We start from the raw sequence: 23,902 nt of genomic DNA, 5'->3' as shown, positions 1-23,902 counted from the left end.
GATTGCTGGATGAAACGGACCGGTCGCTGTCAGTATGCATTCAGCGCCCCGCCCCAAATCAGCAACGAGAGGATCAACAAGGACAGGCCAGCCACTGGCCACTGCCGCAGGCCGCGATCGAGCGCCTCGATACCGGCACCGACCGCGCTCATCAGGCGGGTCAGAGGTGCACCCAGGATCAGCATGTCACCTGGCGGCACCCGCGGCAGCCGCTCACCCCAGCGCCAGAGCGCCAGCATCGCGAGCGCCCCGAGCAGCACCGGCCAAACCGCCTTCCAAAGGTCAGCTGGACTGAGCGAGAGCGCCAACCAGGTCTGGGCGGCACCGAGCCCGAGCCAGGGCAGGAGCAGCCAGGGCAAGAGCAGTGCCGCGAGCGCCATCAGCCACCAAGGCAGCAACCGACGGAAGACACCGCTCGCACAAGGCTCGATAGCGTCACCACTGACCCAAAGGCGGCGCAGAAAATGCAGCATCAACAGGGTCGACCCCGCCGCTGAGAGCGCACTGAGCAGGCCAAGCAAAGCGGTATCAAAGAGCGGCTTCAGCGCCAGTTTCCCTGCAGCGCCGCCGGTTAGAGGGAGGCCGGCGATGCCGAGCCCGACCAGCACCGCCGGCATCAGCACGAGCCAGCGTCGTCGGGTCACGCCATCAGCCACCACGCCCAGCCCGAGAAAGAGCGCGCCCTTGGCGAGCAGATGATGCGCCGCGTAGAGGGTCAGCAAGAGCACTGCGGCCGATTCCCCGGCACGCAATGCTGAGCCGGTCGCCGCCGCGATCAGCCCCATCTGACTGATGCTCGAATAGGCCAGCACGGTCTTCGCGTTGCGCTGGGTGATGCCGATCGCGACGCCATAGAAGGCGCTGCTCAATCCCAGCACGACCAACAGTTCACCCCAGGCCGGTGCCCCGGCCTCGAACGGCAAGAAGCGGATCAGGCCGATCACGCCGGCCTTGACCGCGGCACCGCTGAGCACCGCGGCCGCCGGGAACGGTGCCGCGGTATAGGCCAACGGCATCCAGACGTGTCCCGGCACCAGTGCGATCTTGAGCGCGAAGCCGAGCAACAGCAGCGCCATACTGGGCCCCGCCCAAGGTGACCCTGAGAGCCCCGCAACCAGGCTGCTGATCGCCAGACTCGGCTCCGGACTCGCCGCCGAGAGCAGTGCAAAGGCCAGCAGCAAGGCGATCTCGCCGAGGATCGCGAGTAACAGGTAGAGCCCGGTGGCGCGGCGGGCAAAGACAGTGCCATCGTGCGCGATCAGACCGAACGCGGCCAGGCTGACCAGCCCATAGAACAGGTAGAAGCTGACCAGATCGGCGGCGATGAACACGCCGAGACTACCGGTCAGGGTCAGCAGCCAGAACAGCGTGAAGCGACTCCGATGCGATGACGCCTGCAGCATTGGCGCGGCATAGAGGCCGGCGGCGGCCCAGAGCAGCGCGGTAACGCCGAGCATTGCGGCCCCGGGCCGGTCGATGACGAGGCCGATCGCGAGGCCGTTGGGGTCGAACAGCAGGGCGATCGCGGCAACCTCTCCGTTGGCGATATCGCCTTGGCCGAGCACCAGCAGCGCGACGATCGCCGCCGCCAACGCAGGAAGCGGGATCAGCGCCAGCAGCAGCCAAATGCGTTCGCGGACTAGCTGCGAAAAACAGGCAACTAGAGCCAGGGCCGGCGTCGCCAGCCCAACGCCAACCAGCAGCTCGGCCATCGGCAGCGAGGCGATCATGGCAGTGGCTCCGCCGCGCTTGGCAGGGAGCCCGCAACGCCTGGCAGGGGCTCCATCTCCGCTACCAGAGACCCCGCAACGCTTGGGACCGGCGTCAAGCCGCTTGGCGGCAGCTCAACCGCACTGAGTCCAACTGGCTCGGCCAAGGGCTCTAACATCGCCATCGCCTCACCACCGCGACCAATCTGCAGGATCTCGAACGAGGTCAGCGGCACCATCCCAAGCGCAATCGCGATCAATGCCAGCGTCAACACGATCAGCTCACGCGAACGCGCAACCGGACGCTGCAGCCGCGGTTGCCCCTGAACCGATTGGGCCTGACCTGTTTGCCCCGGACGCTCGGACGACGATCGCGGCGATGGGGCAGAAGCGGGCTCAGGCGATGGGGCAGACGCCAATTCAGGCAACGCTTCAGGGGCCAGCTCAGGCACTGATGCAGACTGCCGGTCAGATGTCGGCCCTGCTTCAACAACAGCTCCAGCGCCACCAAAGCTCGCCGACACCAGTACTCGATAGAGATAGACCCCGGTGAGCACGCCGCCTAACAGGATCACCAGCATCCACCACCATTGACCGGTCTCGATCGCAGCACGCAGCAGCAGCCATTTGGCCGCAAAGCCCCCGCTCGGCGGCAGCCCCATCAACGACAGCCCGGACAGCGCGAAGGCGACGAGCGTAATCGGTAGCAGCCGACCGAGACCGCCTAGATCGGCAATGCGGTCATGCCCGAGCGCGATCATGATCAGCCCCGCCCCCATGAACATTGAGGCCTTGGCGAACGCATGCGAGACCAGCTGCAAGATGCCGCCGGTCCAGGCCGCCGGCGTGCTGCCATCGGCCAGCGCCGGCACCATCACCGGACTGACCAGCAGCGGGAAGATCAGGAATAGATAACCGAGCTGGGCCAGGGTCGAATAGGCGATCAGCATCTTCAGCCGCGCCTGACGAATCGCCATGATGCCGCCGAGCAGGATCGCCACGGCGCCGAGCGTCGCCAGCCCCTGCGCGATCTGCTGGGTGTAGGCCAGCGGCATCAGGTCGATCCAAAGCCGGAAGACCAGATAGAAGGAGCCCTTGACCACGAGCGCCGAGAGCACCGCGCTCGCCGCCGCGGGCGCGCCGGCATGCGCCGGCGGCAGCCAGAGATGCAGCGGCACCAGTGCGGTCTTGGCCAGGAGCCCAGCCGTCATCAGCACCACCGCAGCGATCGCTGCCGGCTCCGCTGAACTGCCCATCGCCGCTGCAAGCTGGCCGATATCGAGCGTGCCATAAGCACCATAGAGCAGGGCCGCCCCCAGCAGATAGAGCACCGAGCCGAGCAGCGCGAACAACAGATAGCGCAGCGCGGCCTGCAATGTCTCAGCGCTGCCCTTGAGGCAGACCAGGGGCACCGCGGTGAAGGTCAGCAGCTCGATGGCGACGTAGAGATTGAACAGATCCTGGCCAATGAAGACCGCGTTCAGCGCCGCCCAGAGCCCAAGGAGCAGGGTCCAGAACGCCAACGGCGCGCGCGCCTCTTTGACATCAGCCGAGGTCGCGAAATCGGCACAGGCATAGAGCCCAACCCCAGTGATCACCAGCGCTGTGGTGAGCAGCAAGAGCGCCGAGAGGCCATCAACGCGCAGCGCGACCCCGAGCGGCGGTTCCCAACCGCCGATGTCATAGCTCAGCGGTGTGCCTTGATGGAGCATCAACACGGCCACGGCGATTGCCAGCGCCAGCCCGAGCGGGAGGGTCAAGAGCGTGATGCGTTCGGCCGCACGTCCGCCGAGCACGAAGCCGAGCAGCATGGCCAGTACCGGTAGCACGAGCAGCGACACCAACAGCTCGTCCGACCAAACGCCGAGCCCAGCCAGCAGATCACCGTTCTCGATCAACAGCGGGGTCATGCGCACGACCCCGCGATCGTTTGATCATCAGGGTCTCGATCCGCGGGCGGCACAACCGCCACGACTCGCGACTGAGCATGCTCGCCGAGCGCGACGGCTCCCGGCGAGGCAGGCCGTTCTTCAGTGCCTGACGGAGGCTCCGGCATCGGGCCAAGGGTTATCTTCGGTGCGGGCAGCAATTGGTCGTCGACATCACCGACCCCAGCGCTCTCCGCCAAGCGCACCAGCAAGCCGACAGCGAGGGCTGTTGCGGCAAAGGCGACGACCAGGCCGGTGATGACCAAGGCCTGGGGTACCGGGTCGCCGGGAAAACCAGCGCCGGCGCCACGCCGAGCGATCACGCCAAACACAAGGAACACGCCGGCGCCAAGTAGATTGAAGGCGACGATCTTGCGCAGCGCGCAGGCACCGGTGATCAGGCCGTAGAGGCCGATGCCGACCAGCAGCGACCCAAGGAGACCGAACAGATCGACCGCGGTCATCGCCTCTGCTCCAGCGAGCCAGGCGCCGGAGGCAGCCCGGCCAAGATCAAGCCTAGCGCTGCGGCGACCGAGAGCATCAGCACGGCCTCGATGATCAGGATCAGCGGCTTCTCAAGGCCGCTTGGATAAGCGAGGAAGTCCCCGGCCAGCCAGAAGCCGGCCAGGCCAACGGCGAAGAAGACCGTCGGCCCCATGACCACAAGAAGCCGCGGCAGGCGCTGCGCCGCCGCCATTGGCTGGCTGAGACCGGCAATCAGGACGAGCGCCCAGATCGCTGCCAACAGCGCGCCAGCCTGAAATTTCCCGCCCGGCAGCGTGGTGCCGATCCAGAACAGGTGCACGGCGGTCAGGATGCCGAACGGCGGCAACACACGCCCCAAGAGCACCAGCGCTGGTGCCGGCTCCCGCAGCGGCAGCCAGCCAGCGCGCTGAAACCAAGCGCCCTCTGGTATCAGGGACCAGAAAGCGATCAGAGCCACGACCAGTACGACGGTCTCAAACAAGGTATCGACAGCACGAAAGGCCATCAGCACGGCAGTGACCGGATTATCGACAGCAGTCGCCGGCAGCTCGGTGGCGACCGCAGACGCCAGTGAAGGAGCTGGCTCTGGCAGGTTCAACACGACCAGCGCCAAGCCAACCGCTACGACCGCTGCAAGCAGGGCCGCGAGCAGATGCAGCGGCCAGCGATCACGGTCGGCGAAGGCGTTTCGCGCGGACTCTGGCGGCACTCTCGCACTCGCCCCCAGCAACAGCAGCGTCACCAACCCGCCGCCGATAATCGCCTCGGTCAGCGCGACGTCTGGCGCACCGAGGCGCATCCAAACCAGCGCAATCAGGATTCCGTTCGCCAAGAAGCCGACCACCGCACGCAGGCGATCAGGGGTCAGCACGATCCAGATCGACAGCATCAATACCGAGACGGCAAGGACCAGATCGGTCAAGAGCCCAAGGATTGCAACGGCATTCATGCTCGCGGCGCCTCGCCGGCGGTCATCCCTTCGTCGGACCTGCCCAGGGTCTGACGCCCCAGCTGCCGGCCGGGCTTGGGATCAGGCTGGCCATCTGTCTGCTCATCGGCCGCGTATTGGGTTGCCGCGAGCAGCTGCCCAGCAATACTGCCGCCGATCACCACCAACACCCAGAGCGCGATCAGCTTCAAGACACCGAGCAGACCAGTCGCCTGCGGCAAGAGCCCGAGGATGACCAGACCGAGCCCGAGATTATCGGCCTTGCTCAGGGCATGCAGCCGAGAGAGCGGATCAGGGAAGCGGATCAATCCGACGACCCCGGCGACAAAGAAGACCAGCCCGAGCGAGACGAAGACAAGGGTGAAGAGGTTCCAGAGCAGGCTCATCGCGCCTTCCCTGTGCCAGGCCACTTACCGGCCGGGCGCATGGCTGCCAGGCGCCCGGGACGCTTCGCGGCCAGCGTTGACCGCGTCCACAGCGTCCACCGTGGGCCGGATTGTCCTGGGCTGGATTGCCGGCGCCCCTGCGCAGGGCTGATCCGAGCGCCTGCGGTCAAGGCCAAGGCGAGCCGCAAAGGCGACCGTCGCAAAGGCGGCCAGCAACGCCAGCAGCAGCGCCATGTCGATGACGCCTGGACTCGCGCTCGCGACCCCGAACAGCAGCAGCACTGCAATCCCTCCTGTACCCAGCACCTGACCAGCCATGACCCAGTCGACGGCTTGGGCGCTGAGCAGCAACCGGCCCAAGGCGATCGTCACGATGACGAGCAAGAGCACCGCGGCAACCAGAAGAAAGGTCGTTATCACGTCACGCCCCCTCGCAGACCCGCGGCCCCCGCCTCGCGCTGTTGGTCTCTGCCCTGATCCGAGCCGGCCTCCAGACGCTCTTCGCCGAGCACCCGTAGCAGCTGTCGTTCATCCTCCGCCAGTCCGTCGACCACCGGCAACCGAGTATCCAGGCAGTGGTAGACGAGATGGCCATCGGCATTGCGCCCAGCCGCCATCGTGCCCGGTGTCGCGCTGCTCAAGGTCGCAAAGACCCCAAGGCGCGGCTGCGTCCGGATGCGTCCCGGGAACGCGAGGAAGCCCGGTTTAAGCGGCAGGCGCGGGTCGAAGACCCGGCGTGCGATATCGACGCCAGCGAGAACCGATTGCACGAGAAAGCGCCAGATCAGTCCAAGCATGGCGCCGATCCTCGGTGCCTTCGGGCCCGGCGGCCACAGCCGCATGCTCGCCCAGGTCGCGAGCAGGGTCGCGGCCAGCGCGATGCCGAGATCAGCGCTGGCGCTTAGCGGGTCGATAGCGAGTGCATCGAAGTCGGGCGCCGAGAGCAACAACCAGAACCCAACGAAGAGCAGGCCCCGTCCCAGCACCGCACCGACCCATCGCCCTCGAGTGAGCTGAGCTGAGTGAGGTCTCTCAGTCTCAGGGCCAACACCAACGCGAGTTCCACTGGGCGTCTCGACGACCGCACCTGAAACCCTGGCAGAGGACAGGCGAGCCTGATTGTCGGCTGCAGGCCGAGCAGAGCCAGCAGGCCCTTGGCCGGATTGCTGCGCCTTGGCGTCGACGCCGGCATCGCCGCGGCCAGCACGGATCGCGAGGATGACCGGCACCAGGATCGAGGCGACGATACCGGCGGCGAAGCCGTTGTTATAGAGATTCATGCCACCGTGCACCGTACCAACGCTGAGCGCGGCCGACGAGTGGATGAACCCGGCCACGATGCCCCAATGCCAGCCGAAGTGGCCCGCGATCGGCGCGAGGTTGGTCGCGAATAACGCCGCGAGCAGGATCGAGGGGTCGGCGGCGCCCCAGGGCTTTGCGAGCGAGCCGATGAAGACGCCGAGCATGATGGGAATGATGTTCCTCGGATGCTTGCCAAAGGCTGCGAAACCGACGATGGACAGCAACGCACCAATCGTCGGTCCGTTTAGGTCGCCGCCAATAGCCAGGATATACAGCATCCCGACCGTGCCGCTGAGGGCCATATTGATCAGGGTCGCGCCAAGCCCCGCAATGGCAATGAAATCGCTAGGCGCCTGTCCCGACTCGCGCGTCAACCGCAGGAACCGCGAGAAGGCATGACGGTCGAGCGCGAACCCCAAGATCAGCATCGACACGAACAGCGTCGACAGAAAGGACCCGAGTAGAAGGTTATTGCCACTGGTCCAGATAAAGACGGGGTCTGGAACGAAGCCATACGACTTGTACAGTGCGACGATCAGGGTTCCCACCAGCCCTGCCGTGAATCCCATGTTGTAGAGCGCGAAGCCCATGTGCGCTTTGAACAGTTGAGCCGCGGCCGGCGGCAAGACAAACCCCATCAGTAGGCCGGTCCCAACCGCAAGCGGCACGCGAAATTCAATCGGCAGCGAAGAGCTGAATAGTATCTCGCTCACGACAGGCGAGAGCGCAATCCCGAAGAAAGCCGTATTGATGTTGACCGCAAACGCCTGCCCGCGATAGCGCGAGTAAAGCGCCACGCCTAGGACAATAAACCAGACATTGATCAGGTTTTTTCCGAACAGCCCGAAACCCAGCACTAGGAATAAGGCGGCAACAGCAGTACCGTTGATCTTGGCGCGCGCAAGGTAGTAAACGAGACAGGCACTCAGCGTCAGCAATCCGGCGCTTACCAGGGCCGCACCGACACCCCCGAGGCCCATGTAGTCGGTGAGCAGACTATCGCGCGAGATCAGGATCGCTCCGAGCCCGTGCCAAATCTCGGCTGGACTGTCGACAAGGAACCCGAAGGCCACGAACGACAGCGCGTAAGCGGCGACGATCATTAGGATCTGTCTATCCGCGAGCGGCCTAGGTGGGCTGCGCTCTACTGGCGTCCGATAATCGCTGGGCATCTCGATCACACCTCACTCCCGCCTCATTGTCCACCGAAAGACTCTTCGCGCCGTCACTCAGCTTGGCGTGATTGGAGCGCCCTTTTTCGAATCACCTTTTTCGAACCAGGAATAACAGGACGCGCGACCGGCAAGTCTAGTGGTGTCGCTCGGAATGCGCAAACGAATAAACAGGAATGGCCTGGCAACGAGATCGTCGACGCCATCATCAAGCTAAGAATGACCTCCTTCCTGCTCATTTTCCGGAGCTGCTCAGACGATAATGACGGACATCGAATCAAGGGCTAGACCTTGCTGCGCCTGCATGTGCCCCACTTGGCCCGTTCATTGCCCGACGAGGAGGCGCGATGCACCTAACGCCACCGGAATTCGACAAGCTCTTGTTCCATATATGATGGCCGACGTTTCCCAGAAGCGCCGAGACAAGGGCATCAAGCTCAACCAACCAGAGGCCGTCGCACGGGTCTCCTCGGTCGCGCTCGACACCGGGGTCATGGATAGGTTCGACGTCTTCGGCAACCTGGTCCTGCTGACAGCGCCCGCGGTCGCCGAGCGCGTCGATGCCCGCCTCGGCGCCGCCGTCGACCAGGTCAGCGGCCTGGCCTTCGGCGCCTGCCGGCTACCGAACGAGGCCGGGCTGATCATCAAGGTGCTTGCGCACGAAACAGCCCAAGTCAAGGCCAAGCTGCACGAGTGCAGGGCTATCGTTCGCGAAGAGGCGATCGGCGCCAAACTCTCTCCACCGACAGCAACCTGCCTCCCCCACAGCTTGTCCTGTTGCAACCTTCGCTCTATGGGATATGCTATGCCATATGTTGTTGACACTCGACACCGATGTCGTTGCCGCCGGCATCATGAGTGCAGCCGGGGCATCTATGAGCAAGAGCAACTACCCCCTGAAAGCGCCCGAGAGCATCCTCGCGGCCGCACGTCGCGCTGCGGCACGTGACGGCGTCAGTCTGAACCAATTCATCAATACCGCGTTGGCCGAGAAGGTCGCCGCTTCTTGACTATCGCAGCTATCTCGCCAAGGCCGGACGCGCGCGCTTCATCGAGATCTCGGTCCTGGTGCCAGCGGATCGAGCGCTGACGCTGACCGAGATCGACGCCTTGCGCGATGAGATCGGCCATGCGACCGGAGGCGTCGGCCCGGACCGCTGGCTCACCATCACCTTCACCGCTGATCCGGCGCCGTTGTAATGACGAGAGAGCGGTTCCTTGGGCCTGCATTAAGGTCTCTACGCCAGCTGCTAACCATCGCGGTCAGGGGCTTCAACCTCTGGCTTGAGCACAATCCGTTCATGCAGGCGGGCGCGTTGGCCTTCTTCACGATCTTCTCGCTCGCGCCGACCCTGATCATCGCGGTAACACTGATCGGCGTCGTCCTCGGCGAGGGGGCGGCGCAGGGCGAGATCGTCGCCCAGCTGCAGGATACGCTGGGTGCCGAGGCAGCCGCCGCCATCGAGCAGGCAATCCTGAGGTCGCGGCCCGAGGAGGCCGGGCTGATGCCGACACTGATCGGCATCGGCGCCATCCTGATCGGGGCGACCGTGGTGTTCGGTCAACTGCGCTACTCGATGAATCTACTCTGGGGAGTGCGCCCGAGGCCCGGCCGGACTCGGCTTGAACCCTTCTGGCAGATGATGCGCACCCGGCTGCTGGCGCTGCTTGTCGTATTGCTGATCGGCCTGGGTCTGCTGCTCTATTTCATCGCTGTCATCGCGATCCAGGCCCTGGTCGCCGCCCTCCACCCCATCGGCCTGCTGCAGGTCCTGCAGCCGGATCTGCTTTCCAGCGCCGCACGCGGCGGAATAGCAGTGCTGATCACGGTACTGTTTATCGCCGCGTTGTTCAGAGTGTTGCCCGACGTGCTCTTATCATGGCGTGACGTTCTGCCCGGGGCGTTGGTCACAGCGCTGCTGCTGACCCTCGGCCGCTATGGCATCGCTGCCTATCTCGCCGAGACGGCCATTGCTTCGACCTATGGTGCAGCGGCCTCGCTGCTGGTCATCCTGTTCTGGGTCTACTTCTCTGCCTTGTTGCTGTTGCTCGGCGTGGCGTTGACTCGGGCCGAGCTGAGCGCCCGCAATCGGGACATCGTGCCGCGTCCATCGGCGGTGAGGGTGGTTCAGCAACAGGTCGTCTGACCGGTGTCATTCGCGGCTATCGGGGGACCGCGACGCACCCTGCTCGCTGCGTTGGCCTCTGCAACGTGGCGGGCAGAGGAATACGACCTGCCGCTCAAAGCTGGCTGAAATAGTCCGCGGAGATCCGCGCGAAGCGCTCGGGCTGCTCTAGGTTCATCGAGTGGCCAACCTCGGCGAAGCGTTCGAGTCGGGCATTCGGAAGACGCTCGGCGATGCGCTCGAGATGCCCCGCGGGAATCCATTGATCTTACTTATCGTAGAGGATCAGATGCTCCTGCCGCATCGCCGGCATGCGCGTGGCGAGGCCCTGGTCATCAACGTCATCGGGCTACAATCGACCCTGCCGGTATTGCCGTGGCGTCACTCCAAAATGACGGCGAAAGGCGCGGGTGAAATCCCCGGCATTGCGGTAGCCGACCCGATCGGCGATCAACTGGACCTGAAGATCGGTCTCCAGCAACAGACTCCGCCCCCGCTCCAGGCGCATCTCCTGCAGATATTCGTAGGCGCTCATCCCCACCTGCTCACGAAAGATGCGCGTCAGCCGCTGTTGATTGGTGCCGACCTGATGCGCCAGTTCAACCGCGCTCGGCGGGTCGACGAGCCGCTTGGTCAGCACCGCGACAGCATCCGTGAACAGACGCTGATCGAGCCGATTCGCCGAGGCCGACAGCGGGATGTCCTCCAGCTCATCGAGCGCCTGACTGCTCAGCGCACTCAGCTGCTCAGGCCCACCGATCTGCAGATAGACCCGCGCCAGCACCTCCTGCTCAGAGAACGGCTTGGTGATGTAATCCGCACCGCCGGCGGCGAATCCGCGCAGCTTATCCTCGGTTTCGATCGCCGAGGAAAGGAAGATCACCGGGATCGAGCGGGTGCTCGGCGAGGCCTTGAGGCGTCGGCAAACGCTAAAGCCATCCAACCCTTGCATGCGCACGTCGAGCAGGATCAGATCGGGCTGACCCTCAGCGGCGATCCGCAAACCGTCTTCGCCGGTCTGCGCGACGAGGAGGTCGATATCGCGCCCCTGCAGATAGGCGATCAGCAGACCGATCGATGCCGGCTGATCATCGACGATCAAGATACGCGCCAGGTTGTCGGCCATGCTCATGGACTCTGCAGCCATCGAAACTGCGGTCGATGTTAACCGAGCGAAACCGGCAATCGCAGCGGACTGCGGCTCGCGGCACAGTCTTATGCTGAGGCTGCAAAGTCTCCCACCTCCGGTCAGCCCAGCCCATACGCACTCGGCCCCTATCATCCTCTTGGTGCGCCACATCAAGCATCGTTCCATGCACAGTTTTCGTGCGCATTAGCCTACTTCTGCGTCACTGCCTCGTTGATCATGGCTGCGAGCGGATCTTGGTCAACAGGGGGTACTCGCATGGCAGATGCAGACGCGCAAAAATTCTCCCGGCTCACGCTAACGGCGATGGTCGTCGGCTCCATGGTCGGGGCAGGCATCTTCTCCCTTCCGGCCCGCTTCGGCGCAGCGACCGGCCCCTTCGGCGCCATCGTCGCCTGGATCATCGCCGGTGGCGGCATGCTGATGCTGGCCTTCGTGTTCCAGTCTCTGGCGGTGCGCAAGCCGGAGATTGATGCGGGTATCTTCGCCTACGCCAAGGAGGGGTTCGGCAACTACCTGGGCTTTGCCGCGGCCTTCGGTTTCTGGATCGGGACCTGCCTCGGGAACACCACCTATTTCGTGCTGATCAAGTCGACGCTTGGGGCCTTCTTCCCGATCTTCGGCGATGGCAACACGCCACAGGCGGTGATCGTCTCGTCGATCGTACTCTGGTCTTTCCACTTCATGATCTTGCGTGGCATCAAGGAGGCCGCCTTCATCAACAAGGTCGTGACCGTTGCGAAGATCCTCCCGATCTTCGTCTTCATTGCGTTCATGGCCTTCGCCTTCGACTACGACCTGTTCGCCTCCAGCTTCTGGGGCGGCGGCGACTACAGCAGCGCTCAGGTCTTCGATCAGGTCCGCAGCACCATGCTGGTGACCGTCTTCGTCTTCATCGGCATCGAGGGCGCGAGCGTCTACTCGCGCTACGCGAAGCGACGCGAGGACGTCGGCTGGGCAACGGTGATGGGCTTTGTCGGCGTCCTCTGCCTTTTGGTGCTCGTCACGTTGTTGCCCTATGGCGTGCTCGAACGCCCAGCGCTGGCCGAGCTGCGCCAGCCGTCGATGGCCGGCGCTCTGCAAGCGGTCGTCGGTGATTGGGGGCTCAAGTTCGTCAGCGCTGGTCTCATCGTCTCCGTGCTCGGCGCCTTCCTGGCTTGGTCGCTGCTCGCTGCCGAGGTGCTCTACTCGGCCGCCAAATACGGCTTGGTACCCAAGGTCTTTGCCCACGAGAACAAGCACCAGGTGCCCTCGGCCGCGCTCTGGATCACCAACATCCTGGTGCAGCTGTTCCTGATCGTTTCGATCTTCTCGCAGTACGCCTTCGACCTGTCGCTCGAGATGACCAGCGCCCTGACGCTGATCCCCTACACCCTGGTCGCCGGCTATGCGCTGAAGCTGGTGTTGACGCGCGAGACCTATCACCCGGACGGCCAGGGCTGGGGCACGGATATGACCTGGGCGCTGATCGCGACCGTTTACACGATCTTCATGCTGCTTTCGGGTGGACTCAAGCATCTGGTGCTCGCCTGCATCTTGCTCGCGCCGGGGACCATCCTCTTCGTGCTCTCCAGGCGCGAGCAGAAACAGCGGCTGTTCGGTGCCTGGGAGCTCGCGTTACTCGGCGTCTTCGTCGCCGGCGCCGCTGCCGGCGTCTACGGCCTTGCTACCGGCATGATCACCATCTAGAACCACAGGAGCGTCCACCATGAGTCAAGCCAACGATTCCGCACCCGTCTACGGCGTGCATTCTGAGGTCGGAACCCTACGCAAGGTGATGGTCTGCGCACCCGGGCTTGCGCACACCCGGCTGACACCGACCAACAACGATGACCTGCTGTTCGATGATCTGCTTTGGGTCACCAACGCCAAACGCGACCATTACGACTTCATGATCAAGATGCGTGAGCGCGGCGTCGAGGTGGTCGAGATGCACGAGCTGCTCGCCGAGACCGTCGCCATCCCCGAGGCCAAGGCTTGGCTGCTCGATCGCAAGGTCACCCGGAACAGCGTCGGACTGGGGCTGATCGATGATACGCGAGCATTCCTGGAGAGCTTGCCACCGAAGCCGCTCGCAGATTTCTTGATCGGTGGCGTGTCGGTGGTGGACGTGCCAGAGCGTTTCGCGACCTCCGACTACCTGGAGCTTGTTCGCGAGGCACACGGGGTAACCGAGTATCTGCTGCCGCCACTGCCAAACACGCTCTATACGCGCGACACCACCTGCTGGATCTACGGTGGCGTCACGCTGAATCCGATGTATTGGCCGGTGCGCAGGGAGGAGACGCTGCTGACCTCGGCCATCTACAGGTTCCATCCGAGCTTCGCCAACGCCGATATCCAGGTCTGGTGGGGCGATCCCGATCAGAACTTCGGGCGCTCGACAGTCGAGGGCGGCGATGTAATGCCGGTCGGCAATGGTGTGGTGCTGATCGGTATGAGCGAGCGTACCTCCCGTCAGGGCATCTCACAGGTCGCGCAGGCGCTGTTCGCGAACGGCGCCGCCGAGCGCGTCATCGTTGCCGCCATGCCGAAGCTACGCTCGGCAATGCACCTGGACACCGTCTTCACCTTCGCTGATCGCGATCTGGTCACCCTCTATCGACCGATCATGGATCAAGTACACACGATCTCGCTCAGGCCCAGCGACAATGCCGATGGGTTGGAGGCGACCCTGGAGAAAGACCCGTTCTGTGACGTCGTCGCCGAGGCGTTGAACTTCAAGAAGCTCAGGGTGATCGAGACCGGCGGTGACCACTACGCATCGGAGCGAGCGCAGTGGGACAGCGGCAACAACCTCGTCGCGCTCTCACCCGGCGTCGTCGTCGCCTACGACCGCAACACCTGGACCAACACCGAGCTGCGCAAGGCCGGGGTCGAGGTCATCACCATCGTCGGCGCTGAGCTCGGGCGCGGGCGCGGCGGCGGTCACTGCATGACCTGTCCGTTGATTCGCGACGCGGTCGACTTCTGACCTGGCCTCTGCCCTGCCCATGATCCTCGAGCACCTCGCCGCGCGCGATGCTCGCAAGCTTGATCTTGGAGGTTCAATGGCTCTAGAGCGCAAGGGCGCTGACCTGCGGCCCGCGGTTCCGAATGTGGGTCCGCATGATGATGGTCAGCTGCTGATCCAGTGGCTTGCAATCGCCGGCATCACGGCATTGTTGATGGTTCCGGCAACCATCAGTCGGGCCGACAGTCGCGCCACCGACGGCGCGCCGGTCGCACCACTGAACAGGGAATCGCGATTGGCATCGAGCCCTGAGCTCAACCCATCGCTCGCTGATGAGGCTGATCCAATCGACAGCCATCTCGAGCGTGGCCAGGCCTATCTGGAGAAGGGCGAGTACGCCAAGGCGGTGCTCGAGTTCGAGCAGGTTCTGCGTTTCGACAACCTGCCGCCGGACCTGCGCGAGCAGGCCGAGGTCTACTCCCGGGCAGGGCAGAACTACAAGCGAGGCGAACGCCTGAGCGTCTTTGGCTATGCCGAGACCGGCGCCGGCTTCTACCGCGAGAACGTCACCCGCACCACCAACGCGCTGGGCGGTGACCCCGCCCGTGACTGGTTCTGGAATGCACGGATCGGCGGCGGATTGGGCTACATCGCGACGGACGATCTCGCGATCGACGCCAGCTTGGACTACCAGTACCGCTACTACGACGACACCGATCGGCGGGACGACTCGGATCTGCGCTGGAATGCGAGGATCACTCAGTCATTGACCGCGGGCAGTCAGTCGATCGGGGTGCGCGGCCGGGCCAGCTACCGGGGCGGTGACGGTTATCGGCAGGACTATGGGCTCTTCGCCAATCGGTCCTTCATCCTCGATCCCGATAACGAGATCCTCCTCGAGGGCGAGATCCGCGCCCGCGAATATCCCCGTGGCGGCGAGCGCGATCGCAGCCGGGATATCGCGCAGGTCTGGCTGGGTTGGACGCGCGCCCTGCTGGACGGGAGGGCATCGCTGACCCTCACCCTGACTGGGGGGCGCGAATGGGCCACCCATGGCCGTGCGGGCGGGGATCAAACCATCTATGGCGCCGAGATCGACTGGGGCATGGACATCAACGATCGCCTGAGCGCCTTTCTGTTTGGCTTCTGGGAGCATAACGGCACGCATGAGGACATCCCCTATGAGAACGCCTTTGGCGACCCCGGGCGACTGAGGCCGGACCTCGACATCTACGAGATCGGCGGCGGCTTGACCTATGCGTTCGCCCCAGGCTGGTCCCTAAGGCCAGAGGTGCTGTACATCCGTGATGAGGGCGATGCGGAGTTCAGCGACTACAGCTCGACCGAGATCTGGGTCAATGTGCGCAAGTCCTTCTAGCTCCCCGAGCTCGATCACCGAAGGCAACGCATCGAGGCCAGGGTTCCAGTTCCCGAGCGCCGTCACGACCTTGGCGATCGTCATGGTCCTGGTCTGGGTGGCCGCCCTCTTCATCCCGTCAGGACGCTACGCGCAGGACGCCGACGGCTCCCCGATCCCCGGCACCTTCGAGCGCATTGAATCGCCGCTGAGCTTCGGCGAGCGGGTCGAGCAACTGATCCTCGCCCCGGTCAACGGGATCTACGGCCTGCTGAGCCCGGCGGCGGCGCTGGTCGACACCGAGATCGTCGGCCGCCTGTTCGGCCAGATCGGCATCATCGTCTTCATCATGTCGATCGGCGCCTTCATCTCCATCAGCTTTGCCACCCGGAGCCTGGAGGTGGCTGTGGCGGCGCTCGCCAACCGCTTGCGAAACCAGGGCTGGCTGCTGATCACTGCGGTCATGGTGCTGTTCTCGCTGCTCGGCACCACCATGGGATTCTCGGTGGAAACACTCGGCTTCTATGCCCTCTTCATCCCGCTGATGACCGCTCTTGGGTACGACCGCCTGGTCACCGCAGCGATGATCATCGTCGGCTCCGTGATCGGCATCATGGCGGCCACGGTCAATCCGTTCTCGATCGGCGTCGCCGCCGGCGAGGCCGGGGTCGGCATCGGCGAAGGCATCCTGCTGCGGGTGATCCTCTGGGTGCTGCTCACCGCGATGGGGGTGGTCTGGGTGTTGCGCTACGCGGCGCGGACGCGGGCAGACCCGAGCCTCTCCCTGGTCGGGTTCGAGGCGTCGAGCGCCGAGGGGACGACGTCCGCCGATGCCGAGGGAACCACCTGCGCTGATGACGGCGCCAGCCGACCCGACCATGCCCCTCCTCCCGATGCCGCCAATCAAACCCTCAGCGGCACCCAGAAATGGGTGCTGGCGATCACCGTCCTGGCGTTTGGGCTGATGATCTTCTCGGTCATCCCCTGGGCCAGTATCCTCGGCGGCACCACCGGCCCCGCGAACTACTACACCACCCATGAGATCGCCGGGGTCAAGCCCTTCTGGTTTGAGCTCGATTGGTGGTTTCCGGAACTGGCGATGCTGTTTCTGATCGCCTCGGTGCTGGTGGGTCTGGTCGCGCGGATGGACGAGCAGGAGATCGTGCGGCTGATCAAAGCCGGTGCCTCGGACATGATGGGACCGGCCATGGTCATCCTCCTCGCCGGCGGTGTCTCGGTGATCATGACCAACACCCAGACGCTGGGCACCATCCTGTACGCCATGGAACAGCTGATCATGAGCGCCTCTGCGGGCGCCTTTGCTGTTGCGACCATGGTGGTCAACATCCCGCTGGCCTTTGTGATCCCGTCGAGCTCTGGGCATGCCGCGCTGGCGATGCCCCTGCTGACACCGCTCGCCGACTTCGCCGGGGTCGGTCGGCCACTGACCATTACCGCTTGGATACTGGGCCACGGGCTGGCACTTCTGGTGTCGCCAACCAATGTCGTGGTCATCGGCGGCCTGGCCATCGCGCAGGTGGGCTACGACAAGTACCTGCGCTTCATCTGGCCGCTGCTGCTGGCCCTGTTCGTCGTCTCTGCGGCCGTCCTTGTCATTGCCGCCAGCCTCGCTTAACCATAACCCCAAAAAAGAGCAGTTAACGCCAGTCGCTGGTCGTTCGTGAACAGCCACGGCGGGCGCGTCTGGGCCGAGTCGGCAGCCGGCGGCGGCGCCTCCTTGCACCTGTATCTACCCAGGGACGGCGCCGCATCATGACCGATGAACCGATGGTCAATCTGCTCGACGACGAGCCCGAGATGCTGAAGGCCTTGACTCGACTGCTCCGCGCCGAGGGGTTCCAGGTTCGAGGCTTCAGCGGCGCGCGCGAGTTTATCGCCCACGTACGTCCGCACGGCCCCGCCTGTCGAGTGCTGGACGTGGCGATGCCCGAAATCGAAGGAGCCCTTTGCACAAGGAGCCCGCGCGCCTTCTGCTGCACCCTTGGCCCCGAGGTTCCGCGGCATTAGATTAGACCGCGATCTATACCGCGCCAAGATCGGAGGTTGAGATGCAGACCGCAAAACACTTCAAGAATGGTCGCAGCCAAGCGGTACGCCTGCCCGCGGAGTTCCGCTTCGAGGGCGACGCCGTCGAGATCCGCCGCGATCCTGAGACCGGCAACGTGATCTTGAGTCCGCTGAACAAGTCCTTCCGCGATTGGCTGGAAGAGCGCGATCACCTGATCGCCAGCATGACGGAGAAGGAGCGCAAGGAGCTGGACGAATTCATGGCGGATCGCGATCAGGGTGAGCACGTCGAGCGCGATTGGCCATGAGCGGCCTGCTGATGTTGGACACCAATGCGCTCTCGGCGGTGATGAAGGCCCGCTCCCCGGACCTGGACCTGCGGCTGTCCATCGCGCCATTCTGCATTTCGGTGGTCACCGAGGACGAGATTCGCTTCGGCCCTGCACGCCGCCCGCAAAGGGTCGAATTTGTCGGGCTCGCCGAGACCGTGCTGGGCGGCATCGACATCCGCCCCTGGACCTCCGCGACCGCGCGTCGTTACGGCCCCCCTGCGCGCCGAGCTAGCCGCCCTGGGCAAGCCCCTAGCCCCCATGGACCTGATGATCGCCGCCCACGCCCTGGCCGAGGGCGCCACCCTGATCACCAATGACGGCGCCTTCGCCCGGGTCCCCGGCTTGACGATCCAAGCCTACGAGCAAGTAGGACCGCCGTTACCCACGACATCGTCGCCAAGCTTTGGAACCTCTGCAACGTCCTCAAGGACGATGGGGTCACTTACCACCAGTACATCACCGAGCTGACCTACCTGCTGTTCCTCAAGATGGCCCAGGAGACGGGCACCGAGGACCAACTCCCCGCGGACTACCGCTGGGGCGACCTGGAGGACCAGCCGGCGCCCGATCGGCTCGAGTTCTACAAGATCCTGCTCATCCACCTTGGCAGCCCCGGCTCCCGGCTAGTGACAGCTGCCTGAGGTCTTCGGGGGTTGCTGCCATTTGGCAAGGTCCAACGTCAATATGCAACAATCCGGTGAACAACAGGATCAAAACACGCAGCCACGGGAGACGTGGCGCAACGGAGTGCCGACAGTGGCACAACAATTACGCATCTCAATCTGGACGCGGTTTAGACATGATGTCTAGACATGATGTCTAGACATGATGTCTAGACATGATGTCTAGAACGTCAACGGCAGTGAGAAACCGAACTCCCGCACCGTCTCCGATGGCGGAACGCCGCCGAACGTGTCACGCCGATCTGATCACGACAACTCGTTCGCGCGCTCGGAGTCGGCTGCCGTTCGTGGCAGTCGAGCGACAAGGTCGCGCAGTCCAAAGAGGTCGACGCGGTTGGCGCGGTGCCTGATTTCATTCCACAGAGCGCTGTGCTCCGGGTAGGTCTCGGCCATCTCGACTGCCCATCGATCGATCGCGACGACCGCCCCCAGCGCCAGCATCTCTTTGAGCTGGGTAAGCTCCAGGTCGCAACAACCCGGCGGCAGGGACAGCGTTGTCGAATCGAACTCGCAGGTTGAGGCGACAGCGTCAGCCGGTAGGTCCGTCTCGGCGTACGCCCACACGAGATCGAGGTGGCGCTGCAAGATATCGGTGAGTGCCGTTGCCGAGAGGGGTTTTAAGGCGACTTCGTCGAATTCGACGTCAGCGGGAAAACCCTTTGGCCGCTCCAACGGCGCCGCCGAAACGAGGACGATCGGCAGCCCCCGGTGCTGGTCGGATGTGCGCACGCAGCGCAGGAAACCCCAGCCATCCAGCCCCGGCATGAATTGATCGACAAGGGCGAGGTCCGGTGTCCGATCGGCCATGCTCAACAGGTCCAAGGCGTCCCGGCCCGTGGCCGCTTCCAAGACCTCCAAGCCCAGGAGCTCACAACGCTTGGCAAGGAGCCGGCGGCTGCTGGCCCTGTCATCGACAATCAATACCGTCCGTGGCCGCCCGCTATAGCCAAGGATGGCGCGCGGGCTCTCGCTGTCCGCCGCCTCGCTTCCGGCCTCAGCCATCCGCAACCTTAGATCGAAGCTGAACAGACTGCCGGAATCCGGCCCTTGGCGGCTTTCGACGCGAAGCTGCCCGCCGCTGGCCACGACGATTTGTCGGCAAATAGCCAACCCCAAACCCAGGCCGGGCGCGTCGTCATAGCGGTTAAGCCGCTTGAAGGGCTCGAAGATCGCCTCCTGCTGGTCAGCCGGAATGCCGATACCGGTATCTCGAACCGAGAAACGCACCAATGGCTCGTGGATGCCCTCGGGCTCGCCGGCCATGCCAGCAGTGGCGTCAACCGTCTCGATGCCGAGTTCGATGAGCCCATTGCGAGTGTACTTGCAGGCATTGTCGATCAGGTTGCGCAGAACCTGGGTGAGTCTGCGCTCATCGGCGATGACCCACTTCAGCGATCCCAGGCGGGCGCGCGTCTCGAACCGATTGCCGCCCCGTGCGACCGCTGGCGCGCAGGTCGCCTCGAGGTGCGCAGCCAACTCGGGCAGCGACACGGGTGCTGGATCGAGGACGATGGGCTTGGCATCGCCGCGGCTGAACTCGAGAATGTCGTCGATCAGGTGTAGCAGCTGGTTGCCGCTTTTTTGGATCACCGCCAGATGCGCTTGCGCCTCGGGCGGGATCTCGCGCGAGAGCAGCTGTGCATAGCCGAGCAGGTCGTGCAAGGGCGCGCGCAGCTCATGGCTGGCGCTAGACAGGAACTTAGACTTGGCTTCACTGCTCGCCTGCGCCTGCGCACTCGCGTTACGCAGCGCTTCGGTCTGTTTGGCCACCTCCGCGGTCAATCTGACGTTCTCTTCGCGCTGCATCGCCGCCAGCCGCGTCTGCTGCCGGCGGATCTCATCCTGCATGGCACGGCGTTCGGAAATGTCGATCACCACGCCCATCAGCGTCTTGTTCCCGGTCTGGGTCCCGGTCTCGTTCCCGGCCTGGGTCCCGGTCTGGGGCTCGGCGACGCGACGACCCAAACCGACGAGCCAGCGAACCTTGCCTCGCGGATCGATGAGCCGGAACTCGGTGCGATAGCGTTCGTCGGAGCGCTGCGCCCGCATGATCACCTGTTCCAGCCCTGGGCGGTCTCGCGCATCCACACGCTGCATGATATCGGCAAGCCGGAGCTCCCCATCCGCGGTCACCCCGAGCAGCTCTCGCGTCTTCGGCGTCGCCCAAATGGCCCCGGTCTGCCCATCCAGGCTCCAAAAACCGGCTGCCGCAGCCTCGGCCGCGAGGCTCAAGCGCTGCTCGCTGAGTCCCAAGGCCGCGTCCTTGGCCACCACCTCACGCTCCGCACGCTCGGCGCGCAGCAGGCCAGAGCTCAGCTCGTGCGCCATTGCGATTGCGGTCAACAGAAACAGCGGTGAGCCCATCATCGGCAACGCGACACCGCCCCAGAACACGAGTACCGCCTGGGCGGTGCCGAGCGCGACCAGGGCGGACAGACTGACCACCAGCCACAGCGGCCGTTCACGGCCGCCCCGTCGCCATGCGCTGACACCGCCGTCGAGGATGAACAACAGCGCCAGCAGCAGGCTCGCTTGGCCGAGCAGCATCCAGGGATTCGGCTCCCCGGTGGCCAGCGTCACGGATTCGCCGAGGACGCGGACGTGACTGATCCCCGTGATCTGCGTGTAGTTGAGATTCGTCGGAGACAGAAAATTCGGCACCAGCGACGCCGTTCTCAGCATAACGGCGAGCCAGCCGATCCAAACGAAGCGCGGTCGCAAGCGCAGGTAAACCAGGGCTGCGAGGGAACAGACCCCGGACCAGATCGGGATTTGAAACCAACGCAAGGCCTCGCCGAACTCGTGCGCTGTCTGCGCCTTCATCATCCACAGCTCCGTCCCGGCGAGACCCACGACGCTCGCGGCCAGGACGACAAAGGCGAGGTAGGACAGATCCGTTCGCGCCCGGAGCCAGGCGATCAGATAAAGGCCGGCCAGCGTCGCCGCTACGCCCGCCATCATGGCCCAGATGATCGTTACCCAACCCATTCGCTAGCTGATCCTGAGGTATCCCGATTGCGCTGCGTAGGCCCCGGCCTGGTGGGCCGACGCATCGCAGCACATGATCATCATGGCCGTCAGCGTCGCGATGGTGACCTGGCTGTTGCCGCGTTATCCTGAGCGGGCGCCCGACGAGATTTCGAGCGGCAGAACCGTTCAACCTAGAAACCGCAGTTGGACGGCCGTCAGGGTGCGTCCCGCGTGGTGCACAGCGAGGCACAACGAGGCGGAATAGTCATTCTATTCCAACGAGTTGTAACAACGCTGGGCGCCGCGCGGGGCGTGCCCTGGTGGTCGTAGCGGCCGTCACCCATGGGTGCGCTTCATGAAGCGCCAGAAGTGGAACCAGTGCAAAGGGTTACATGTTGGGCTAAGCGGTCAACTGCGGTTTCTAGGTTCAAGCCCCGCATTTTCAACCCATGGCTGCAGCAATCTGACGACTCTCCAGAAACCTGCTCCTGCTCGCGTCATCCTTGATCATGCGCCGGCTCGCCGGCGCCGCGCGTTAGGGCGTCGATCTCGCCCAGCAGACGCTGATAGTCAGGAGAGTCCGGCGGCGAATAGTGAAAGTTCTTGAACAGCCCGGTGAGCCGGTTGAAGTGGTGGCGCACCGTCTCCTTGTCCGGATAGCTGTCGCTGCGTTCGACGACCTCGCAGACCCGACCGAGCACCAGCTGCTGACGCGCCATCGGCACCGAGGCGTCGACCGGATCGAAGGCATCTTGCTGGAGGAAGACCATGTCCAGAAAAAGCGCCTTCTGGTAGACGACGTAATCCTCGGTCGTAATGCCCTCTTCGCCGGTGACCTGCATCATCTGCTGCACAGAGTCACCCTGTGCTAGGAGCTCCTTGAGAGCTTCGACCCGCTCGGTCCAGCTCGGGTCGAGATGCTGGCCGTACCAGGCCGATAATTGCTCGAGATAGCGCGACCAGGAGATCAGGGGATCGATCGCCGGATAGAAGCGCCGATAGGCGCGATCGTAGGACAGGCCCAGGAAGCTCTTGACGGTGCTCAGGGTGCCTTGGGTGACCGGCTCCTCGAAGTTGCCGCCGGCCGGCGAGACGGTGCCGATCATCGTCAGGCTGCCGGTGCTGCCGTCGCCGGTGCGGATCAGACCGGCGCGCTCGTAGACGCTGCGGATCGCCGACTCGAGGTAGGCCGGAAAGGCCTCCTCGCCCGGGATCTCCTCGAGCCGCCCGGAGGTCTCGCGCATCGCCTGCGCCCAGCGCGAGGTAGAGTCGGCCAGCAGGAGGACGTGATAACCCATCTGGCGGTAGTACTCGCCAATGGTGATGCTGGTGTAGATCGAGGCCTCGCGCGCCGCGACCGGCATCGAGGAGGTGTTGCAGATGATCAGGGTGCGATCCATCAGGGAGCCACCGGTGTGCGGATCGCTGATGCGCGGGAACTCCTGGATGGTCTCGACGACCTCACCGGCACGCTCACCGCAGGCCACCACCACCACGATGTCGACATCCGAATGCTTCGCCAGCGCATGCTGCAGCACCGTCTTGCCGGCGCCGAAGGGGCCGGGGATGCAGGCCGTGCCACCGCGTGCAACCGGAAAGAAGGTATCGACGATGCGCATCGTGGTGGTCATCGGCTCGTGCGGATAGAGCCGCTCGGTGTTGCGCTCGCGCAGCATGTGCTCGGTCAACGGACGACGGACCGGCCAGCGTTGGCGCAGATCGAGCGAGCGCTCGCGATCCTGGGCGTCGCGGATGCGCGCGACCGGCGTGTCGAGGGTCACGCTGCCCTCCTGAATCCAGGTCACCTCGACCTCCCCGGCCTGGTCGAAGGGCACCATGATCTTGTGCGTAAAGCGGCCCTCGGCAACGGTGCCGAGCAGCCCGCCGGCCTTCAGGCGCGCCCCGTGCTGCACCGCCGGTACGAACGACCAGCGGCGCTCGCGGTCGAGCGGCGGGATGTCGACCCCGCGCGGCAGGAACACCCCATGCTCCAATGCCACCTTGTCGAGCGGGCTCTGCAGTCCATCGAAGACCTGACCGAGCAACCCGGGGCCGAGGATCACCGAGAGCATCTCGCCGGTCTGCTCGACCGGATCGCCGATCGCGATCGCGCGCGTATCCTCGAACACCTGCAGATCGGCCAAGTCACCGCGAACACGCAAGACCTCGGCCTTGAGGCGCTCCTGGCGCCCGTCCGCGGCCAGGCGCCGCGGCATGATCAGCACGACCTCGTTCTTCTTCAGCAGCCGGCGCTGCCCGCCCTCCCAGCCGGCCTCGATGGTCGCCAGACTCTCCTGGACCGCGACCACACGGGCAGGCGCATCTTGGCGGTCGGCATCGGATGGTGTCATCGGTGCATCCTCGGACATCTTGG

The 23,902-nt window shown here is 64.5% G+C and carries 22 protein-coding genes; 12 read left to right on the top strand and 10 right to left on the bottom strand.

Going from position 1 to position 23,902, the window contains the following annotated elements; all coding sequences use genetic code 11:
* Positions 1–29 precede the first annotated feature (29 nt).
* The 7 genes from CKO40_RS07245 to CKO40_RS07215 are packed head-to-tail and all read right to left on the bottom strand — an operon-like array spanning position 30 to position 7,863.
* Positions 30–1,730 carry a complex I subunit 5 family protein gene (locus CKO40_RS07245; protein WP_200345532.1) on the bottom strand — a complete coding sequence of 567 codons (1,701 nt, stop codon included), beginning with the start codon at positions 1,728–1,730 and terminating at the stop codon, positions 30–32.
* Positions 1,727–3,619 carry a complex I subunit 5 family protein gene (locus CKO40_RS07240; protein ID WP_200345531.1) on the bottom strand — a complete coding sequence of 631 codons (1,893 nt, stop codon included), beginning with the start codon at positions 3,617–3,619 and terminating at the stop codon, positions 1,727–1,729. Before CKO40_RS07240 ends, CKO40_RS07245 begins: the two co-directional genes overlap by 4 nt.
* Positions 3,616–4,101 (bottom strand): NADH-quinone oxidoreductase subunit K, encoded by a 486-nt coding sequence (locus tag CKO40_RS07235; RefSeq protein ID WP_200345530.1) that lies wholly within the window; start codon positions 4,099–4,101, stop codon positions 3,616–3,618. The genes CKO40_RS07240 and CKO40_RS07235 overlap by 4 nt, the downstream gene beginning before the upstream one ends.
* Positions 4,098–5,072, bottom strand: a complete 975-nt coding sequence (locus CKO40_RS07230) for a hydrogenase subunit MbhD domain-containing protein (RefSeq protein WP_200345529.1) — start codon at positions 5,070–5,072, stop codon at positions 4,098–4,100. The genes CKO40_RS07235 and CKO40_RS07230 overlap by 4 nt, the downstream gene beginning before the upstream one ends.
* Positions 5,069–5,452, bottom strand: a complete 384-nt coding sequence (locus CKO40_RS07225; protein WP_200345570.1) for a monovalent cation/H(+) antiporter subunit G — start codon at positions 5,450–5,452, stop codon at positions 5,069–5,071. The genes CKO40_RS07230 and CKO40_RS07225 overlap by 4 nt, the downstream gene beginning before the upstream one ends.
* 30 nt (positions 5,453–5,482) lie before the next feature.
* Entirely contained in the window at positions 5,483–5,878 is a 396-nt protein-coding gene (locus CKO40_RS07220; protein ID WP_200345528.1) for a monovalent cation/H+ antiporter complex subunit F, read from the bottom strand.
* Positions 5,875–7,863, bottom strand: a complete 1,989-nt coding sequence (locus CKO40_RS07215) for a DUF1576 domain-containing protein (RefSeq protein ID WP_242476888.1) — start codon at positions 7,861–7,863, stop codon at positions 5,875–5,877. The genes CKO40_RS07220 and CKO40_RS07215 overlap by 4 nt, the downstream gene beginning before the upstream one ends.
* Before the next feature lie 331 nt (positions 7,864–8,194).
* Between CKO40_RS07215 and CKO40_RS07210 the strand changes: the two genes are divergently transcribed.
* The 3 genes from CKO40_RS07210 (at position 8,195) to CKO40_RS07205 (ending at position 10,079) form a co-directional block, all read left to right on the top strand.
* Positions 8,195–8,881: an urease subunit gamma gene (locus tag CKO40_RS07210; RefSeq protein WP_338074138.1), complete on the top strand. Its 687-nt coding sequence runs from the start codon at positions 8,195–8,197 to the stop codon at positions 8,879–8,881.
* A 119-nt stretch (positions 8,882–9,000) separates the two neighbouring features.
* The gene (locus CKO40_RS24880) at positions 9,001–9,132 is read left to right on the top strand and encodes a hypothetical protein (protein ID WP_276570793.1); all 132 of its coding nucleotides are present in this window, start codon (positions 9,001–9,003) and stop codon (positions 9,130–9,132) included.
* A complete protein-coding gene (locus CKO40_RS07205; protein WP_200345525.1) occupies positions 9,132–10,079 on the top strand; it encodes a YihY/virulence factor BrkB family protein in 948 nt (315 codons plus the stop codon). Before CKO40_RS24880 ends, CKO40_RS07205 begins: the two co-directional genes overlap by 1 nt.
* Positions 10,080–10,407: 328 nt before the next feature.
* On the opposite strand, the gene CKO40_RS07200 is transcribed toward CKO40_RS07205, so the two are convergent.
* Entirely contained in the window at positions 10,408–11,205 is a 798-nt protein-coding gene (locus CKO40_RS07200; protein ID WP_200345524.1) for a response regulator transcription factor, read from the bottom strand.
* A 258-nt stretch (positions 11,206–11,463) separates the two neighbouring features.
* Between CKO40_RS07200 and CKO40_RS07195 the strand changes: the two genes are divergently transcribed.
* The 9 genes from CKO40_RS07195 to CKO40_RS24875 all read left to right on the top strand — a co-directional run bounded on the left by CKO40_RS07195 (position 11,464) and on the right by CKO40_RS24875 (position 18,516).
* Positions 11,464–12,894, top strand: a complete 1,431-nt coding sequence (locus tag CKO40_RS07195; protein WP_200345523.1) for a basic amino acid/polyamine antiporter — start codon at positions 11,464–11,466, stop codon at positions 12,892–12,894.
* A 19-nt stretch (positions 12,895–12,913) separates the two neighbouring features.
* Entirely contained in the window at positions 12,914–14,179 is a 1,266-nt protein-coding gene (locus tag CKO40_RS07190) for an arginine deiminase (RefSeq protein ID WP_200345522.1), read from the top strand.
* Between the two features lie 76 nt (positions 14,180–14,255).
* Positions 14,256–15,536 (top strand): hypothetical protein, encoded by a 1,281-nt coding sequence (locus CKO40_RS07185; protein WP_200345521.1) that lies wholly within the window; start codon positions 14,256–14,258, stop codon positions 15,534–15,536.
* Entirely contained in the window at positions 15,517–17,151 is a 1,635-nt protein-coding gene (locus tag CKO40_RS07180) for a YfcC family protein (protein ID WP_200345520.1), read from the top strand. Before CKO40_RS07185 ends, CKO40_RS07180 begins: the two co-directional genes overlap by 20 nt.
* Positions 17,152–17,288: 137 nt before the next feature.
* Positions 17,289–17,543, top strand: coding sequence for a response regulator (locus tag CKO40_RS07175; RefSeq protein WP_200345519.1), 255 nt, complete (start codon positions 17,289–17,291; stop codon positions 17,541–17,543).
* Positions 17,544–17,584: 41 nt separating this feature from the next.
* Positions 17,585–17,851 carry an antitoxin gene (locus CKO40_RS07170; RefSeq protein WP_200345518.1) on the top strand — a complete coding sequence of 89 codons (267 nt, stop codon included), beginning with the start codon at positions 17,585–17,587 and terminating at the stop codon, positions 17,849–17,851.
* Positions 17,848–18,192, top strand: coding sequence for a PIN domain-containing protein (locus CKO40_RS24225; protein ID WP_242476887.1), 345 nt, complete (start codon positions 17,848–17,850; stop codon positions 18,190–18,192). The genes CKO40_RS07170 and CKO40_RS24225 overlap by 4 nt, the downstream gene beginning before the upstream one ends.
* On the top strand, positions 18,134–18,343 hold the full coding sequence (locus CKO40_RS25295; RefSeq protein WP_420827367.1) for a PIN domain-containing protein: 210 nt from the start codon (positions 18,134–18,136) through the stop codon (positions 18,341–18,343). Before CKO40_RS24225 ends, CKO40_RS25295 begins: the two co-directional genes overlap by 59 nt.
* Positions 18,265–18,516 carry a type I restriction-modification system subunit M N-terminal domain-containing protein gene (locus CKO40_RS24875; protein WP_338074142.1) on the top strand — a complete coding sequence of 84 codons (252 nt, stop codon included), beginning with the start codon at positions 18,265–18,267 and terminating at the stop codon, positions 18,514–18,516. The genes CKO40_RS25295 and CKO40_RS24875 overlap by 79 nt, the downstream gene beginning before the upstream one ends.
* 288 nt (positions 18,517–18,804) lie before the next feature.
* Here CKO40_RS24875 and CKO40_RS07155 read toward each other — a convergent pair whose 3' ends face one another.
* Together CKO40_RS07155 and CKO40_RS07150 are read right to left on the bottom strand one after the other, a co-directional pair.
* Positions 18,805–21,546 carry a hybrid sensor histidine kinase/response regulator gene (locus CKO40_RS07155; RefSeq protein WP_200345515.1) on the bottom strand — a complete coding sequence of 914 codons (2,742 nt, stop codon included), beginning with the start codon at positions 21,544–21,546 and terminating at the stop codon, positions 18,805–18,807.
* A gap of 479 nt (positions 21,547–22,025) precedes the next feature.
* On the bottom strand, positions 22,026–23,879 hold the full coding sequence (locus CKO40_RS07150; RefSeq protein WP_200345514.1) for a V-type ATP synthase subunit A: 1,854 nt from the start codon (positions 23,877–23,879) through the stop codon (positions 22,026–22,028).
* Positions 23,880–23,902 lie beyond the last annotated feature (23 nt).

The organism is Halochromatium glycolicum, assembly GCF_016584085.1.
Classification (GTDB): Bacteria; Pseudomonadota; Gammaproteobacteria; order Chromatiales; family Chromatiaceae; genus Lamprobacter; species Lamprobacter glycolicus.
The sequence above is the reverse complement of the archived record's forward strand: the minus strand, read 5'-3'. Positions and strand labels throughout refer to the sequence as shown.

Bases quoted from the DNA above. Each gene is read 5' to 3' on its own strand.
- CKO40_RS07245 (WP_200345532.1), bottom strand. From the start codon at position 1,730: ATGATCGCCTCGCTGCCGATGGCCGAGCTGCTGGTTGGCGTTGGGCTG.
- CKO40_RS07240 (WP_200345531.1), bottom strand. From the start codon at position 3,619: ATGACCCCGCTGTTGATCGAGAACGGTGATCTGCTGGCTGGGCTCGGC.
- CKO40_RS07235 (WP_200345530.1), bottom strand. From the start codon at position 4,101: ATGACCGCGGTCGATCTGTTCGGTCTCCTTGGGTCGCTGCTGGTCGGC.
- CKO40_RS07230 (WP_200345529.1), bottom strand. From the start codon at position 5,072: ATGAATGCCGTTGCAATCCTTGGGCTCTTGACCGATCTGGTCCTTGCC.
- CKO40_RS07215 (WP_242476888.1), bottom strand. From the start codon at position 7,863: ATGATCGTCGCCGCTTACGCGCTGTCGTTCGTGGCCTTCGGGTTCCTT.
- CKO40_RS07210 (WP_338074138.1), top strand. From the start codon at position 8,195: ATGACGGACATCGAATCAAGGGCTAGACCTTGCTGCGCCTGCATGTGC.
- CKO40_RS07205 (WP_200345525.1), top strand. From the start codon at position 9,132: ATGACGAGAGAGCGGTTCCTTGGGCCTGCATTAAGGTCTCTACGCCAG.
- CKO40_RS07200 (WP_200345524.1), bottom strand. From the start codon at position 11,205: ATGGCTGCAGAGTCCATGAGCATGGCCGACAACCTGGCGCGTATCTTG.
- CKO40_RS07195 (WP_200345523.1), top strand. From the start codon at position 11,464: ATGGCAGATGCAGACGCGCAAAAATTCTCCCGGCTCACGCTAACGGCG.
- CKO40_RS07190 (WP_200345522.1), top strand. From the start codon at position 12,914: ATGAGTCAAGCCAACGATTCCGCACCCGTCTACGGCGTGCATTCTGAG.
- CKO40_RS07185 (WP_200345521.1), top strand. From the start codon at position 14,256: ATGGCTCTAGAGCGCAAGGGCGCTGACCTGCGGCCCGCGGTTCCGAAT.
- CKO40_RS07180 (WP_200345520.1), top strand. From the start codon at position 15,517: ATGTGCGCAAGTCCTTCTAGCTCCCCGAGCTCGATCACCGAAGGCAAC.
- CKO40_RS07175 (WP_200345519.1), top strand. From the start codon at position 17,289: ATGACCGATGAACCGATGGTCAATCTGCTCGACGACGAGCCCGAGATG.
- CKO40_RS07170 (WP_200345518.1), top strand. From the start codon at position 17,585: ATGCAGACCGCAAAACACTTCAAGAATGGTCGCAGCCAAGCGGTACGC.
- CKO40_RS24225 (WP_242476887.1), top strand. From the start codon at position 17,848: ATGAGCGGCCTGCTGATGTTGGACACCAATGCGCTCTCGGCGGTGATG.
- CKO40_RS25295 (WP_420827367.1), top strand. From the start codon at position 18,134: ATGGACCTGATGATCGCCGCCCACGCCCTGGCCGAGGGCGCCACCCTG.
- CKO40_RS07155 (WP_200345515.1), bottom strand. From the start codon at position 21,546: ATGGGTTGGGTAACGATCATCTGGGCCATGATGGCGGGCGTAGCGGCG.
- CKO40_RS07150 (WP_200345514.1), bottom strand. From the start codon at position 23,879: ATGACACCATCCGATGCCGACCGCCAAGATGCGCCTGCCCGTGTGGTC.